This is a genomic window from Enterobacter sp. GD03975, from assembly GCF_029838645.1.
Classification (GTDB): Bacteria; Pseudomonadota; Gammaproteobacteria; order Enterobacterales; family Enterobacteriaceae; genus Enterobacter; species Enterobacter quasihormaechei.
This window is the reverse complement of the sequence record NZ_JAOBZC010000020.1, coordinates 1-13,840: the sequence shown is the minus strand read 5'-3', so window position 1 is coordinate 13,840 and position 13,840 is coordinate 1. Positions and strand designations below refer to the sequence as shown.

Genomic DNA, 13,840 nt, shown 5'->3' with positions numbered 1-13,840 from the left:
TTTTAGATGAAGAGCTTACTTATCGCCGGCCTGCTGATATTGGCCAGCCCGACGGCGTTCGCTGAGGTGGCAGGAACCTGCACGACCACTTCAGGCACGCATGTGCTTAACCTGAATTTTCCCCAAACGAGTATTAGCGCTAAAGATAACGTTCCGGGAAAGACGATGGTGGATGTCGCCGAGGCGACGGCCAGCGACAGCTACCAGGTCAATTGTTCCTGCGATTCAAAGCACCGGCTTAATAAGGGCTTTTCGGCAATCTACTACACGGCGGACCCAACTGGCGGTCTCGTATTTGATAAAAAGGTTGGTGAGGTCTCTTATTACAATTTAAATGAATATCTCGATGTCGGCGTAAAGATCTTCATCAAAAACGTGGGTTATACGGCGATTCCTTTTGAGCACGTTTCTAATCGCAGTACGGCCTCTCACACCTGTGGTTCGTCAAACGATATTACGCTTGATACCGGAACGTCTTCAATGCTCTCGTTTTATATTCGAAAATCGATCACCGGATTGGTCACGATTCCCCTGACCGATGTCGCCCTCGTCTACGGCGGAATATCTAATGATTTGCCCAGGGGAGAGGCGATCGCAAAAGTCAGGATTAAAGGCTCAATCATTGCGTCCCAGCAGTGCGAAATTAACGACGGGCAGGTGATTAATATCGATTTTGGTCAGATCCCCGCCTCTGAATTTTCCGCCACGCCCGGCACATCGATAACCAGTAAAAAAATTGAGAAAACCGTTACGGTGAGCTGTTCCGGTCTGGACCGCTCGCAAAAGGTGAACGCTGATTTTAACGCTACGGCAGCCAGCGCCGACAGCACGATGGTTTCAACGTCAAACAACGACGTGGGGATCAAAATCTATGATACAAACGGCGACCCGGTAATGGTGAACGGCGGCGCGCTCAAAACGGAGATGGGTTCTACCAGCATTATTGGCGGAAGAAGTAATGGCACTATTACGTTCTCTGCCGCCCCGGCCAGCGCTACCGGAGCGAGACCAACGCCCGGCACGTTTAACGCGGATGCCACCATAACTCTGGAATTTTCTAACTGATCTCACGACGGCTGTTTATGACAGCCGTTGTCATATTCCCGTCTTTGAACCAGGCTTAACGCATCTCAGTGTGACATTATCATGACAAGGATGTGATTTTATTTATATTTAAATCATGCACTTAACGCAAATGCGTTGATTGTCATAAAACTGTCATAATTCGTACATTTATCTGTCACCTGTTTGTCCTATTTTGCTCATCGTAGCCACTTAAACAATGATTTACGAAATCCTTGCAGGAGACATTATGAAAGTTATGCGTACCACTGTCGCAACTGTTGTCGCCGCGACCTTATCTCTGAGCGCTTTCTCTGCCTTCGCAGCAGCAAGCCTGACTGGCGCTGGTGCAACCTTCCCTGCGCCGGTGTATGCCAAATGGGCGGATACCTACCAGAAAGAAACCGGCAACAAGGTTAACTATCAGGGTATCGGCTCCTCCGGTGGCGTAAAACAAATTACCGCGAATACCGTTGATTTCGGCGCATCCGACGCTCCGCTGTCTGATGAAAAACTGAATCAGGAAGGCCTGTTCCAGTTCCCGACCGTGATCGGCGGCGTTGTGCTGGCCGTTAACATCCCTGGCCTGAAATCAGGCGAGCTGGTGCTGGACGGCAAAACCCTGGGCGACATCTACCTGGGCAAAATCAAAAAATGGGACGACGAAGCCATCACTAAGCTGAACCCGGGCGTTAAGCTGCCTTCGCAGAACATCGCTGTGGTTCGCCGCGCTGACGGTTCCGGTACCTCCTTCGTGTTCACCAGCTACCTGGCAAAAGTGAACGAAGAGTGGAAATCTAAAGTCGGTTCCGGCTCTACCGTTAACTGGCCAACCGGTCTGGGCGGTAAAGGTAACGACGGCATCGCTGCCTTCGTACAGCGTCTGCCGGGCTCTATCGGTTACGTAGAATACGCTTACGCGAAGCAGAACAACCTGGCTTATACCAAACTGGTTTCTGCTGACGGCAAACCGGTTAGCCCGACCGAAGAGAACTTCGCTAACGCCGCAAAAGGCGCTGACTGGAGCAAATCCTTCGCGCAGGACCTGACTAACCAGAAAGGCGACGATGCGTGGCCAATCACTTCTACCACCTTCATTCTGGTCCACAAAGATCAGAAGAAACCTGAGCAGGGTGCAGAAGTGCTGAAATTCTTCGACTGGGCATACAAAAACGGCGGCAAACAGGCTAACGACCTGGACTACGCCAGCCTGCCGGACAGCGTGGTTGAGCAGATTCGCGCTGCATGGAAAACCAACGTGAAAGACAGCAGCGGTAAAGCGCTGTACTAACAGGATATTTTTGACGAAGATGGCGGGTGGCGCGCAGCGATCCCGCCCTACGGTTCATCCTGTAGGCCCGGTAAGCGCTAGCGCCACCGGGCATATTCGTAAGACGTCTCAAAAAGAAGAGTAATTTATGGCTGCAACCAAGCCTGCATTTAACCCTCCGGGTAAAAAAGGTGACATGATTTTCAGCGCCCTGGTGAAACTGGCTGCGCTGATTGTGCTATTGCTGCTGGGCGGCATTATCGTGTCCCTGATCTTTTCCTCCTGGCCGAGCATTCAGAAATTTGGTTTCGCCTTCCTGTGGACCAAAGAGTGGGATGCGCCGAACGATATCTACGGTGCGCTGGTGCCGATATACGGCACGCTGGTAACCTCCTTTATCGCCCTGCTGATTGCGGTGCCGGTAAGCTTCGGTATTGCCCTGTTCCTGACGGAGCTGGCGCCGGGCTGGCTGCGACGCCCGCTGGGTATCGCCATCGAACTGCTGGCGGCCATTCCAAGTATCGTTTACGGCATGTGGGGCCTGTTTATCTTTGCTCCGCTGTTTGCAACGTACTTCCAGGAGCCGGTCGGTAACGTGCTTTCTGCCGTTCCGTTTGTGGGCGCCCTGTTCTCCGGCCCGGCATTCGGTATCGGTATTCTGGCGGCTGGCGTGATCCTCGCCATCATGATTATTCCGTACATTGCGGCGGTTATGCGCGATGTCTTCGAACAAACCCCGGTGATGATGAAAGAGTCGGCCTACGGCATCGGCTGCACCACCTGGGAGGTTATCTGGCGCATCGTCCTTCCGTTCACCAAAAATGGGGTGATCGGCGGCATCATGCTGGGCTTAGGCCGCGCGCTGGGTGAAACCATGGCGGTGACCTTTATCATCGGCAACACCTACCAGCTCGACAGCGTCTCTCTGTACATGCCGGGCAACAGCATTACCTCTGCGCTGGCGAACGAATTCGCCGAAGCGGAATCCGGGCTGCACGTTGCCGCGCTGATGGAGCTGGGCCTGATCCTGTTTGTTATCACCTTTATCGTACTGGCTATCTCCAAGCTGATGATTATGCGTCTGGCTAAAAACGAGGGGGCACGCTAATGGCGACTCTCGACATGCAAAACACCGCTCAGCTTGCGGAATCCCGTCGCAAAATGCAGTCAAAGCGCCGGATTAAAAACCGCATTGCGCTGACGCTTTCCATGGCCACGATGGCGTTCGGCCTGTTCTGGCTGATCTGGATCCTAATGTCCACCATCACCCGCGGCATCGATGGAATGTCCCTGGCGCTGTTCACCGAGATGACGCCACCGCCGAACACGGCGGGCGGTGGTCTGGCAAACGCCCTGGCGGGTAGCGGCCTGCTGATCCTGTGGGCGACCGTTTTCGGTACGCCGCTGGGCATCATGGCGGGTATCTATCTGGCGGAGTATGGACGTAAATCCTGGATCGCTGAAGTCATCCGTTTTATTAACGACATTCTGCTGTCTGCCCCATCGATTGTTGTGGGTCTGTTTGTTTACACCATCGTGGTGGCTCAAATGGAACACTTCTCCGGCTGGGCGGGTGTGATTGCGCTGGCGCTTTTGCAGGTGCCTATCGTTATTCGTACCACTGAAAACATGCTGAAACTGGTGCCGGACAGCCTGCGTGAAGCGGCTTACGCGCTGGGCACGCCGAAATGGAAGATGATTTCGGCGATCACCCTGAAAGCGTCCGTCTCGGGGATCATGACCGGTATCCTGCTGGCTATCGCCCGTATTGCCGGTGAAACCGCACCGCTGCTGTTTACCGCGCTCTCCAACCAGTTCTGGAGCACGGACATGATGCAGCCGATCGCCAACCTGCCGGTGACGATCTTTAAATTTGCGATGAGCCCATTCGCGGAATGGCAGCAGCTGGCCTGGGCCGGGGTGCTGATCATCACCCTTTGCGTACTGTTGCTGAACATTCTGGCGCGCGTCATTTTCGCGAAGAAGAAACACGGTTAAATTTTTACGGCGCGGCACATCGCGGCGCCGAATGAGGAAATGAGTCAATGAGTATGGTTGATACTGCCCCGGGTAAGATTCAGGTTCGTGATTTGAACTTCTACTACGGCAAATTCCATGCCCTGAAGAATATCAACCTGGATATCGCGAAGAACCAGGTCACGGCATTTATCGGTCCGTCTGGCTGTGGTAAATCCACGCTGCTGCGCACCTTCAACAAAATGTATTCGCTCTATCCGGAGCAGCGTGCGGAAGGTGAAATTCTGCTGGACGGTGACAACATCCTGACCAATACCCAGGATATCGCCCTGCTGCGCGCGAAGGTGGGGATGGTGTTCCAGAAACCCACGCCGTTCCCGATGTCGATCTATGACAACATCGCCTTTGGCGTGCGTCTGTTTGAAAAGCTCTCACGTGCGGACATGGACGAGCGCGTGCAGTGGGCGTTGACCAAGGCCGCATTATGGAACGAAACCAAAGATAAACTTCACCAGAGCGGGTACTCTCTCTCCGGTGGTCAGCAGCAGCGTCTGTGCATTGCGCGCGGTATCGCCATTCGCCCGGAAGTATTGCTGCTGGATGAGCCGTGCTCAGCGCTGGACCCGATCTCAACCGGGCGTATTGAAGAGCTGATCACCGAGCTGAAGCAGGATTACACCGTGGTGATCGTCACCCACAACATGCAGCAGGCTGCCCGTTGTTCTGACCACACGGCGTTTATGTACCTGGGCGAGTTGATTGAGTTCAGCGATACGGACGCGCTGTTCACCCGGCCCGCGAAGAAACAAACCGAAGATTACATTACTGGCCGCTACGGTTGATTTGCCTTAGTGCATGTGGAGAAACCATGGACAACCTCAATCTTAATAAACACATTTCCGGCCAGTTTAACGCAGAGCTGGAAAGCATTCGCACCCAGGTGATGACCATGGGCGGCATGGTCGAGCAGCAGCTTTCTGATGCGATCACGGCGATGCACAACCAGGACAGCGAGCTGGCGAAGCGCGTTATCGAAGGCGATCACAACGTCAATATGATGGAAGTCGCCATCGACGAAGCGTGCGTGCGCATCATTGCCAAGCGTCAGCCGACCGCGAGCGACCTGCGTCTGGTCATGGCGATCATCAAAACTATCGCCGAGCTGGAGCGTATTGGCGACGTCGCGGATAAAATCTGCCGCACCGCGCTGGAGAAATTCTCCCAGCAGCACCAGCCGCTGCTGGTCAGCCTGGAGTCTCTCGGTCGTCACACCGTGCAAATGCTGCACGACGTGCTGGACGCTTTCGCGCGCATGGATCTGGACGAAGCGGTTCGTATCTATCGTGAAGACAAGAAAGTTGACCAGGAATACGAAGGCATTGTGCGTCAGCTGATGACCTACATGATGGAAGATTCCCGTACCATTCCAAGCGTGCTGACCGCGCTGTTCTGCGCGCGCTCAATCGAGCGTATTGGCGACCGCTGCCAGAACATTTGCGAATACATCTTCTACTTCGTGAAGGGGCAGGACTTCCGTCACGTGGGCGGCGACGAGCTGGACAAGCTGCTGGCGGGTAAAGATCCGAAAGAGTGATGTTTGTGGCGGGTGGCGCTGGCGCTTACCCGCCCTACGTTAGCTTAACGCGTAATATCCCACCCGCGCGCCTTCCACAACTCTGGCAATTGTGCCAGGTCGGTAAAGGTCGTCACTTTTGGATGATCGATCGGCTTGTTGTGCGGGTCGGCACAGTAGTAAAACACCTCCATCCCCGCATCAATCCCCGACTGCGCGCCCGCAGACGAGTCATCCACCAGAATGCAGTTCTCCACGTTGACGTTCATCGCCTTCGCCGCGTGGAACATCAATGCCGGATCGGGCTTCCAGCGCTGAATATCGTAGCCGCTGAACAGTTTTTCCGGGAAGTGGTGCAGCATGTCCAGCTTGCCGAGCGAATGCTGCATTTTGCTGACCGGGCCGTTAGAGACCACGCAGATCGGCACCGTCATCGCATCCAGCAGCGCGTTAGCACCGGCGATAACCTCCAGCTCGGCGTCGAAGAGGCGTGCGACCTCGGCGCGGTACACCGGTTCCAGATCCGCTTTCGCCAGATCCACCCCGTGCTCTTCGTTAATGATGTCGATGATCTCGTACAGCTTCACGCCCTTAAAGCGTTTGAACACCTCTTCGAGATCGAGCGTAATGCCAAATTCCTGGAACATGGCGACATACGCGCGGGAACAAATGACCTCACTGTCGACCAGCGTACCGTCACAGTCGAAAAATACCGCTTCAATTCCGGACATGCCCTTCCCTTTTAACAAGTTTAACGTTTACGTACGACAGATTTACGAGACGCAATCGTTGCCGTATAAGCAAAATCAATGAAAAAAGTATCCCGTAACCGCCACTATTGTCGCATTTTGGTATAGGATAGCGACGAATTTTCCCTCCTTGTTCGGAAATTGATGATGAGTCAACAACACACAACCCAGACATCTGGTCAGGGTCTGCTTGAGCGCGTATTCAAACTGCGCGAGCACGGCACAACGGCACGCACCGAAGTGATCGCCGGTTTTACTACCTTCCTGACGATGGTCTACATCGTTTTTGTGAACCCGCAAATTCTGGGCGTGGCTGGCATGGACACCAGCGCCGTCTTTGTTACCACCTGTCTGATCGCGGCCCTTGGCAGCATTCTGATGGGCGTTTTCGCTAACCTGCCCGTGGCGCTGGCCCCGGCGATGGGTCTGAACGCGTTCTTCGCGTTCGTGGTGGTTCAGGCGATGGGCCTGCCGTGGCAGGTTGGTATGGGTGCTATCTTCTGGGGCGCGGTCGGCCTGCTGCTGCTGACCATCTTCCGCGTCCGCTACTGGATGATTGCCAATATCCCGGTGAGCCTGCGCGTGGGTATCACCAGCGGTATCGGTCTGTTCATCGGCATGATGGGGCTGAAAAACGCCGGTGTGATCGTGGCGAACCCGGAAACGCTGGTGAGCATCGGTAACCTGACCTCGCACAGCGTGCTGCTGGGCGTGCTGGGCTTCTTCATCATCGCGATCCTGGCGTCGCGCAACATCCACGCTGCGGTGCTGGTCTCTATCATCGTGACCACGCTGCTGGGCTGGATGCTGGGTGACGTGCATTACAGCGGTATTGTCTCTGCGCCGCCGAGCGTCTCTACCGTGATTGGTCACGTTGATCTGGCGGGTTCTTTGAACCTGGGCCTGGCGGGGGTGATCTTCTCCTTCATGCTGGTCAACCTGTTTGACTCCTCCGGTACGCTGATTGGCGTGACGGACAAAGCGGGTCTGGCGGACGAGAAAGGCAAATTCCCGCGCATGAAGCAGGCGCTGTATGTGGATAGCATCTCTTCCGTTGCGGGTTCTTTCATCGGCACCTCGTCTGTTACCGCTTACATTGAATCCTCTTCCGGCGTCTCCGTGGGCGGCCGTACCGGCCTGACGGCGGTGGTGGTGGGTCTGCTGTTCCTGCTGGTGATCTTCCTCTCTCCTCTGGCGGGTATGGTTCCACCGTATGCGGCTGCCGGCGCGCTGATTTACGTGGGCGTGCTGATGACCTCGAGCCTGGCGCGCGTGAAGTGGGAAGATTTAACCGAAGCGGTGCCAGCCTTTATTACAGCCGTGATGATGCCGTTCAGCTTCTCGATCACCGAAGGGATCGCGCTGGGCTTTATCTCTTACTGTGTGATGAAGATCGGTACCGGTCGCTTCCGCGAACTCAGCCCGTGCGTGATGATTGTGGCGCTGCTGTTTGTGCTGAAGATTGTGTTTATTGACGCGCACTAAGGTGCGGTTTGTGGTGTCAGGTGGCGCTTCGCTTACCTGACCTACTGACGCGTGTAGGCCCGGTAAGCGCTAGCGCCACCGGGCTTTTTTATCAGGCTTTAACCCGCTTAATATAATCCCCAAACGCCGTCAGCTGGCCAGAGAGATGGTCACGCGTACTCTGATCCACCACTTCACCCGTCTGCGGGTCGACCTTGTTCTGAATCACACCGCCCATAAATTCCGGCTTGTTCATGACCATCGCATCCAGGAACACCAGGATCTGACGCAGGTGATACTGGCAGCGCGCGCCGCCGATGGCGCCCATTGAGCTGGTCTGGATCAGCACCGGTTTGCCTGACAGCGGCTGCTCCGGTAAACGGGATAACCAGTCAATCGCGTTCTTCAGGCCACCCGGCACCGAGTAGTTATACTCTGGCGTTACAATCACCACGCCGTCAGCCTGGCGGATCTGCTCGGCTATCGCTTCCACGCTCTGCGGAAACCCTTCTTCCTGCTGAACGTCAGCATCATAAAGCGGGATGTCGCCAATAGACGGCAGGGCACTGATTTCCATTCCCGCAGGCGCCAGCTGCGGCAGCGTGCGTGCAACCATCCCGTTAAAAGAACCTTTGCGCAGGCTTCCCAGTAACGTAACAACTTTCAACGTATCAGACATGATTACTCCTGTTTCATCATGATGATCCTGGACGGATCAGCTATGGGTGTATGCTTTTTCTGCCGGTAAACTGGTTAATCGCATCAGGCGCGCGGCGGGCTCGTTGGCGCGCTCGGGGACATCCGGAAGACTACGCCAACCGCGAATACTGTCAAATTCCCAGATTTTCAGCCGTTCGATGGCGGGACTCACCGCAACAGACCAGATCAACACGTCTTCAGCGTCGCTGAGCGCCTCTACCAGCGAGGCTTTTGTGGCCCGCAGGCGGCCGGAGCCAGGCAGCAGCTGCAACAGGCTGGCGTCGTCTGACGCCGCACCGCTCAGTTTGCGGATGCTCTGGCGAAGGGTAATGAGCTGCGCTCTGGCTTCAACGGGGTCGTTCTGGTTACGTATCCACAGCATTTCATTGCTGGAGAGCGGGTATTCATCAAGCGCGTTAGCCCCGTGGAAGCTGCGCGTGACGCGTTGCAGCTCCATATCCAGCCCGCAATCGCCTTCGGTGGTCAGCGCGACGCCAACAATGTTGCCGGTGTACGCAATGGAAAAATGGGGGAGTGCCGGGTCCGCAAAAACCGGGCGACCTTCTGGCTGGGTGAGTATGTCCGGTAATTCGCTGGTGCCGTACAGCATAAAAAGCAGTTCTGCGAGAAGTGCTCTGGAGGCTAAAAACCGCGTCCTGCGGTGTTCAGGTAGCTTGAGCGCCTCACTGTGGCAGGCTGAAGACATTCTGGCCGATACGAGATGCCCTTCCGCTAATGTTCCTCGTGCAAAGTGCGTAGCCATTTTTCGCTCCTTGATAATGGTCGTAGTCGGTTAAACGGTTACATGATTATCGCTTAACTCAGCTTCTGTTTTAATCAGTAAATAGAAATAAGAGAAGCCTGAGGACCGAACTTTACATTATCTTAGGCAAAAACCTGACCTGGCGCGGTATACAGGGCTTTTATGGTTTCGCGCAGCCAGATAATTTTCGGATTATGGCTGTTCCGTTTATGCCAGATGAGCGTGAAGGGGACAGTCAACTTTTCTGCCTGTGCCTCATCGATAGGAATGGGAAGGCAGACCAGTTTACGCTGGTGGAGTTGATTATAGTGATGGCAGTAGTAAGGCGCAGTGGCAATGCAGTTGTGGTCCGGCTGGGCCGCCACAAACATCGACTGTTCAAAGCCGGGCAGGCACATGGCGACGTTGCGCTCGCGGCCCATCTCCTTTAGCACCTCATCAAGCGCCCAGGTATCGCTGCGCTCCCAGAAGATGCTGATGTGCGGGTAGCGCAGAAACGTCTCGAGGTTCCACGCTTCGCGAAGTGCCGGATGGTCTTCTCGCAAATAGACGCACGGACGGTCGCTGAATAGGATTTCGTAGTCAATAAACCACGGCATCAGCTTCAGCAGCTCGCGGGAGCGCGGGTGCGTTTCGCGGCCGGTAAAACCGAGATCAACCTCCCCGCGCGTAATGGCGTCCAGCGAATCGTAATCCCACTGGCGCAACTTCACCGTCGCCTGCGGGTAGCGCTGATTCACCTGCTCCAGCAGGGTGTTAAAGCGAATCAGCATCAGCGGCGTTTCGGCGGCGAGCACAAACTTGAGCCCGCCAGGAGAGCTGTGATGAGATTTATCGACGATCTGATTACCAATCTGCATCCAGTCGGCCAGGTCCTGTTCCAGGCTCACCGTCAGCGGCGTGGGCAGTAGCCCTAAAGGCGTTTTCACAAACAGCGGATCGTCGAACCAGTCGCGCAGCTTCGCCAGCGATTTACTCACCGCGGACGGCGTCACGTTCATCCGCTTCGCGGCTTTGGTGACGCTGCGCTCCTGCAACAACAGTTGCAGGCAAAGTAAAAGATTAAGATCGAGACTGCTGATGGGCTTCTTCATAGTGCGCCGCGGGCTGGATGACCATAAGTAAGATAATGCTAAGTATGCTACAGCCAATCAGCACCCCGATCAGCATATTCAGCGCGTGAAGGCCGATCACCGCCGCCAGCCAAATCCACAGCGACGAACCGCAGACCTGCGCAATGCCCAGCACCGAGCTTGCCACGCCAGCCCGCAGTGAGAACGGGCCAAGCGCCTGACTCATTGCCACGCCGAAGCCGCCGGAGAATCCGGCGCAGATCAGGGTCATACTCACCAGCATCAGCGCGTGTGAGGTGGCGGTCGCCAGAATCACGCCGGCGGCGAGAAACAGCGTCTGTGAAGTGAGCATCATCGTGCGCTGGCGGAAAATATTGAGCGCAAAGGGCATCGAGAATGAAACCACCATGCTGACCATCGCATTGAGCGCCATCATCGTCGAATACTCACCGCGATCGAAGCCCATCGTTTCCATCAATAACACCGGGGAAACGTTTACATAGGTGAGGATCACCGCCACGCTGAGCGTGATGATGGTCAGGCGGCTCAGGAAAAAGCGATTCAGAAGCTTTTCAGCCGAATGAAAGGTTGCAGCGTGGTGCATCTGCTGCGAACCGGGATGGGTCTCTTTCAGCACCGTCACGGACAGAATAAAGACCATAGTGCCCATGGTGGCCATGGTCCAGAAAAGGCTCTGCCATGGAAATTTCAGCATGATCAGGTAGCCCACGACCGGCGCCAGCACCGGGATGATGCACGTAATGCCGTTCAGCATCGACAGCACCCTGGCGCGGCGCTGGGCGCTTAAGGTATCGCGAAGAATGGCAAACGCCACCACGTAGCATCCGCCCGCGCCAATGCCCTGAATAAAGCGCCCTGCCAGGAACATTGTGCTTTCCTGAGCCATTGAACACAGTACCGATGCCAGCGCAAAGATAACCGCACCCGTAATGGCGACGGGCTGACGACCGGCTTTATCCGCGATTTTCCCGGCAAACACCATCGACGACGCCATCCCCCCAAGGTAGGCCGAAAACGCGATGTGCAGCTGCGCCTCGCTGGCCCCCAGATCGCGGGCAATATGCGGTAGCCCTACCAGATACATATCAATGCCGGATGGATAAAGCAGAACGAGTGCAAAACTACAGAACAGAAAACGAGCCATAAATCCCCCATGGATGCAGGCATGCAGGATAGGGGGCATGGAGGGGATAAAGCGAGTTGCCATTTGGACAATGGTGATTTCCCGAAAGGAAAAAATAACCATCAGCGTAACCGGCAGCCTATCTTGCTAAGGACTCTAAAATCGTGATGAAAGTTGAGCATAATCGCAAGGGCATTTTTGAGTTTCAGTTAGCTATAACGCTTTGGCCCATACTGTCCTCTTTTAGCGTAATCAAATCACAGTTTTTCAGCAATAATGTGTAAAACACCTATGCTATATCATGCATTATTCTTGGTTCGAATTTGTTATATATGTCGTTGTTTTTATTATGTATTAATTAATGGATTTTTGGGATTTTACTAAGTCCAGCAATGTTAATTTTGCTATGTATTTTTAGGTGGCAATTTTTAATAAATTGTAAAAAGCTACTGAGAACCATGCATAAAAATTTAGAGGGTTTTTAGTAATGCATGTAAATCATGGAGTATAATATTCTTGGGTTATTTGGGGTGTCAAATATGCTTGAGAAGCAGAGGTGTGCAATAATTAAAATGCTTATTTTGTTCAAGAGTTAGGTTGTCCAGTTGTTTAGAGTGAAATGATTCTAGTGAGTTTATTACGCTTACTGATTTAAGGTTTCTATTTTACGATATCATGTTGCATCTTGGATATAACATCTCAGTGATGTCTATCCATGATTATAAATGTGATTTGGATTATACATGGCTATGTAATTGTATGATCCCGCAGCGATCATAAATATTTTTCGCGGCCCGCACTCGTTTATCGAAAGATGGGCCAGCGAGTTATAAAGTTAACGGCTTTCCAGCAGTGCAGCTCCCTGTTATTCACAGCGGTAATGTACCAGCCGATGCTGGTTATCATAATAATAGTGGTGGCTATGGCTACAGCCTTCGAGGATTAGGCATTCAACCTTTTTTGTCAGCCTGCCGTGTTCTTCATAATGGTAAATGAACGCTGCGTCTTTGCTGTTACTGTTATCCCACCGCTAAAACAAGAGTTATTTATCTTTTTCCTTACGCTAGAACAAGCGAGATTGAGTTGGTAACTCCTAAAAATATCCTCTTTGAGAATTCTGTATCTGGTGTACAGTTACAATTGGCATTCAACTCCTAATTGATCGAATCATACCTATAACTTTTTAGCTTAACTTTTTTATCTTCGAGTTCAAAAACAAAAATTTCTTGGACAATCCTTCTGGAATATTCTGAAAAATAAATCAATGAGATTTCATCATTTGCAAAGAAACTATGTGTGATTTTCTCTGTTTTTAAAGTCGACTTTTTATAATCCCCGAGATGATTTTCTTTTGCCTCTTTCATTATTCTGATAAAGTGCTTTTCTGATGTTGCCATCTGAAAGGCACTTGACGCGGATTTATATATATCATTGTATTTTTCGGTATGATATAAATCACGAAAATTTTCAACCTCCAATTTAGCTGGACCTACGTCCACTGGAGAACAGCCACACATTAAGAACAATGCTAAAAAAATATATTTTTTCATATTTCCTCTTATTAGTTTACTAAGCATTCTTGCCACGTCCTGCACGCCAAGACCATAACCGACGCGTCAACACCGACACCAACACCAACAGATTCGGTCGACAATTCTGGATTGCCAACATCGGCCACATAAGAATACGCAAGATGGCCCACTACGCCTCCTCCAGCAGTTGCACCTATTGAATTGCTAACTCCCGAGGCAGGTAAAGATCTGGTCTCAGAATATGTGATTGCTGCATTTAACCCACCACCAATTCCTGCATGTCCACATGCTGTGGCATAAATACAGATATCTGATAACATCTCACCTTTCTTTTTAGCTAATGCAATACCGACTCCAGCATGACCACCTAATGATATTACATCTCCACTAGCAGTAATATCAATTGATGATGTTCCATATGAATCATCATGCCAAATGTCATATAACAATTCATATAAATTATACAGGCCCAAAGGATCAATTTGCTGAACGGGGTTCATTGTATACCCGAACAAATTCCATCCGCCCCGCAAC

The 13,840-nt window shown here is 52.8% G+C and carries 13 protein-coding genes and 1 pseudogene; 7 read left to right on the top strand and 7 right to left on the bottom strand.

What is annotated here, in order from left to right; translation table 11 throughout:
- The first annotated feature begins 6 nt into the window (after positions 1-6).
- The 6 genes from N5C09_RS20750 to phoU all read left to right on the top strand — a co-directional run bounded on the left by N5C09_RS20750 (position 7) and on the right by phoU (position 5,903).
- On the top strand, positions 7-1,065 hold the full coding sequence (locus N5C09_RS20750; RefSeq protein ID WP_279749798.1) for a fimbrial protein: 1,059 nt from the start codon (positions 7-9) through the stop codon (positions 1,063-1,065).
- A 247-nt stretch (positions 1,066-1,312) separates the two neighbouring features.
- A complete protein-coding gene (pstS, locus tag N5C09_RS20745) occupies positions 1,313-2,353 on the top strand; it encodes a phosphate ABC transporter substrate-binding protein PstS (RefSeq protein WP_063452042.1) in 1,041 nt (346 codons plus the stop codon).
- Positions 2,354-2,480: 127 nt separating this feature from the next.
- On the top strand, positions 2,481-3,440 hold the full coding sequence (gene pstC, locus N5C09_RS20740; RefSeq protein ID WP_022649877.1) for a phosphate ABC transporter permease PstC: 960 nt from the start codon (positions 2,481-2,483) through the stop codon (positions 3,438-3,440).
- On the top strand, positions 3,440-4,330 hold the full coding sequence (pstA, locus tag N5C09_RS20735) for a phosphate ABC transporter permease PstA (RefSeq protein WP_003861156.1): 891 nt from the start codon (positions 3,440-3,442) through the stop codon (positions 4,328-4,330). Before pstC ends, pstA begins: the two co-directional genes overlap by 1 nt.
- Before the next feature lie 47 nt (positions 4,331-4,377).
- Positions 4,378-5,151 carry a phosphate ABC transporter ATP-binding protein PstB gene (pstB, locus tag N5C09_RS20730; protein WP_003861154.1) on the top strand — a complete coding sequence of 258 codons (774 nt, stop codon included), beginning with the start codon at positions 4,378-4,380 and terminating at the stop codon, positions 5,149-5,151.
- 26 nt (positions 5,152-5,177) lie between these two features.
- Positions 5,178-5,903: a phosphate signaling complex protein PhoU gene (gene phoU, locus N5C09_RS20725; RefSeq protein ID WP_003861153.1), complete on the top strand. Its 726-nt coding sequence runs from the start codon at positions 5,178-5,180 to the stop codon at positions 5,901-5,903.
- A 44-nt stretch (positions 5,904-5,947) separates the two neighbouring features.
- On the opposite strand, the gene yieH is transcribed toward phoU, so the two are convergent.
- On the bottom strand, positions 5,948-6,613 hold the full coding sequence (yieH, locus tag N5C09_RS20720) for a 6-phosphogluconate phosphatase (protein WP_279749797.1): 666 nt from the start codon (positions 6,611-6,613) through the stop codon (positions 5,948-5,950).
- A 165-nt stretch (positions 6,614-6,778) separates the two neighbouring features.
- On the opposite strand from yieH, the gene adeP reads away from it, so the two are divergent.
- A complete protein-coding gene (gene adeP, locus N5C09_RS20715) occupies positions 6,779-8,116 on the top strand; it encodes an adenine permease AdeP (protein ID WP_139152660.1) in 1,338 nt (445 codons plus the stop codon).
- A 91-nt stretch (positions 8,117-8,207) separates the two neighbouring features.
- Here adeP and N5C09_RS20710 read toward each other — a convergent pair whose 3' ends face one another.
- The 6 genes and pseudogenes from N5C09_RS20710 to N5C09_RS20685 all read right to left on the bottom strand — a co-directional run.
- Positions 8,208-8,774, bottom strand: a complete 567-nt coding sequence (locus N5C09_RS20710; protein ID WP_003861147.1) for an NADPH-dependent FMN reductase — start codon at positions 8,772-8,774, stop codon at positions 8,208-8,210.
- Between the two features lie 36 nt (positions 8,775-8,810).
- Positions 8,811-9,557 carry a hypothetical protein gene (locus tag N5C09_RS20705; protein WP_063868604.1) on the bottom strand — a complete coding sequence of 249 codons (747 nt, stop codon included), beginning with the start codon at positions 9,555-9,557 and terminating at the stop codon, positions 8,811-8,813.
- 122 nt (positions 9,558-9,679) lie between these two features.
- Positions 9,680-10,651 carry an HTH-type transcriptional regulator YidZ gene (yidZ, locus tag N5C09_RS20700; RefSeq protein ID WP_063868605.1) on the bottom strand — a complete coding sequence of 324 codons (972 nt, stop codon included), beginning with the start codon at positions 10,649-10,651 and terminating at the stop codon, positions 9,680-9,682.
- A complete protein-coding gene (locus tag N5C09_RS20695; RefSeq protein WP_279749795.1) occupies positions 10,620-11,795 on the bottom strand; it encodes an MFS transporter in 1,176 nt (391 codons plus the stop codon). Before N5C09_RS20695 ends, yidZ begins: the two co-directional genes overlap by 32 nt.
- A gap of 1,133 nt (positions 11,796-12,928) precedes the next feature.
- Positions 12,929-13,324: a type IV secretion protein Rhs gene (locus N5C09_RS20690; protein ID WP_279749803.1), complete on the bottom strand. Its 396-nt coding sequence runs from the start codon at positions 13,322-13,324 to the stop codon at positions 12,929-12,931.
- Positions 13,325-13,335: 11 nt separating this feature from the next.
- Positions 13,336-13,840, bottom strand: a pseudogene (locus tag N5C09_RS20685) (hypothetical protein); the annotation flags it as partial.

What these genes read in the sequence shown, in the direction of transcription:
- N5C09_RS20750 (WP_279749798.1), top strand. Translation starts at nt 7, where the DNA reads ATGAAGAGCTTACTTATCGCCGGCCTGCTGATATTGGCCAGCCCGACG.
- pstS (WP_063452042.1), top strand. Translation starts at nt 1,313, where the DNA reads ATGAAAGTTATGCGTACCACTGTCGCAACTGTTGTCGCCGCGACCTTA.
- pstC (WP_022649877.1), top strand. Translation starts at nt 2,481, where the DNA reads ATGGCTGCAACCAAGCCTGCATTTAACCCTCCGGGTAAAAAAGGTGAC.
- pstA (WP_003861156.1), top strand. Translation starts at nt 3,440, where the DNA reads ATGGCGACTCTCGACATGCAAAACACCGCTCAGCTTGCGGAATCCCGT.
- pstB (WP_003861154.1), top strand. Translation starts at nt 4,378, where the DNA reads ATGAGTATGGTTGATACTGCCCCGGGTAAGATTCAGGTTCGTGATTTG.
- phoU (WP_003861153.1), top strand. Translation starts at nt 5,178, where the DNA reads ATGGACAACCTCAATCTTAATAAACACATTTCCGGCCAGTTTAACGCA.
- yieH (WP_279749797.1), bottom strand. Translation starts at nt 6,613, where the DNA reads ATGTCCGGAATTGAAGCGGTATTTTTCGACTGTGACGGTACGCTGGTC.
- adeP (WP_139152660.1), top strand. Translation starts at nt 6,779, where the DNA reads ATGAGTCAACAACACACAACCCAGACATCTGGTCAGGGTCTGCTTGAG.
- N5C09_RS20710 (WP_003861147.1), bottom strand. Translation starts at nt 8,774, where the DNA reads ATGTCTGATACGTTGAAAGTTGTTACGTTACTGGGAAGCCTGCGCAAA.
- N5C09_RS20705 (WP_063868604.1), bottom strand. Translation starts at nt 9,557, where the DNA reads ATGGCTACGCACTTTGCACGAGGAACATTAGCGGAAGGGCATCTCGTA.
- yidZ (WP_063868605.1), bottom strand. Translation starts at nt 10,651, where the DNA reads ATGAAGAAGCCCATCAGCAGTCTCGATCTTAATCTTTTACTTTGCCTG.
- N5C09_RS20695 (WP_279749795.1), bottom strand. Translation starts at nt 11,795, where the DNA reads ATGGCTCGTTTTCTGTTCTGTAGTTTTGCACTCGTTCTGCTTTATCCA.
- N5C09_RS20690 (WP_279749803.1), bottom strand. Translation starts at nt 13,324, where the DNA reads ATGAAAAAATATATTTTTTTAGCATTGTTCTTAATGTGTGGCTGTTCT.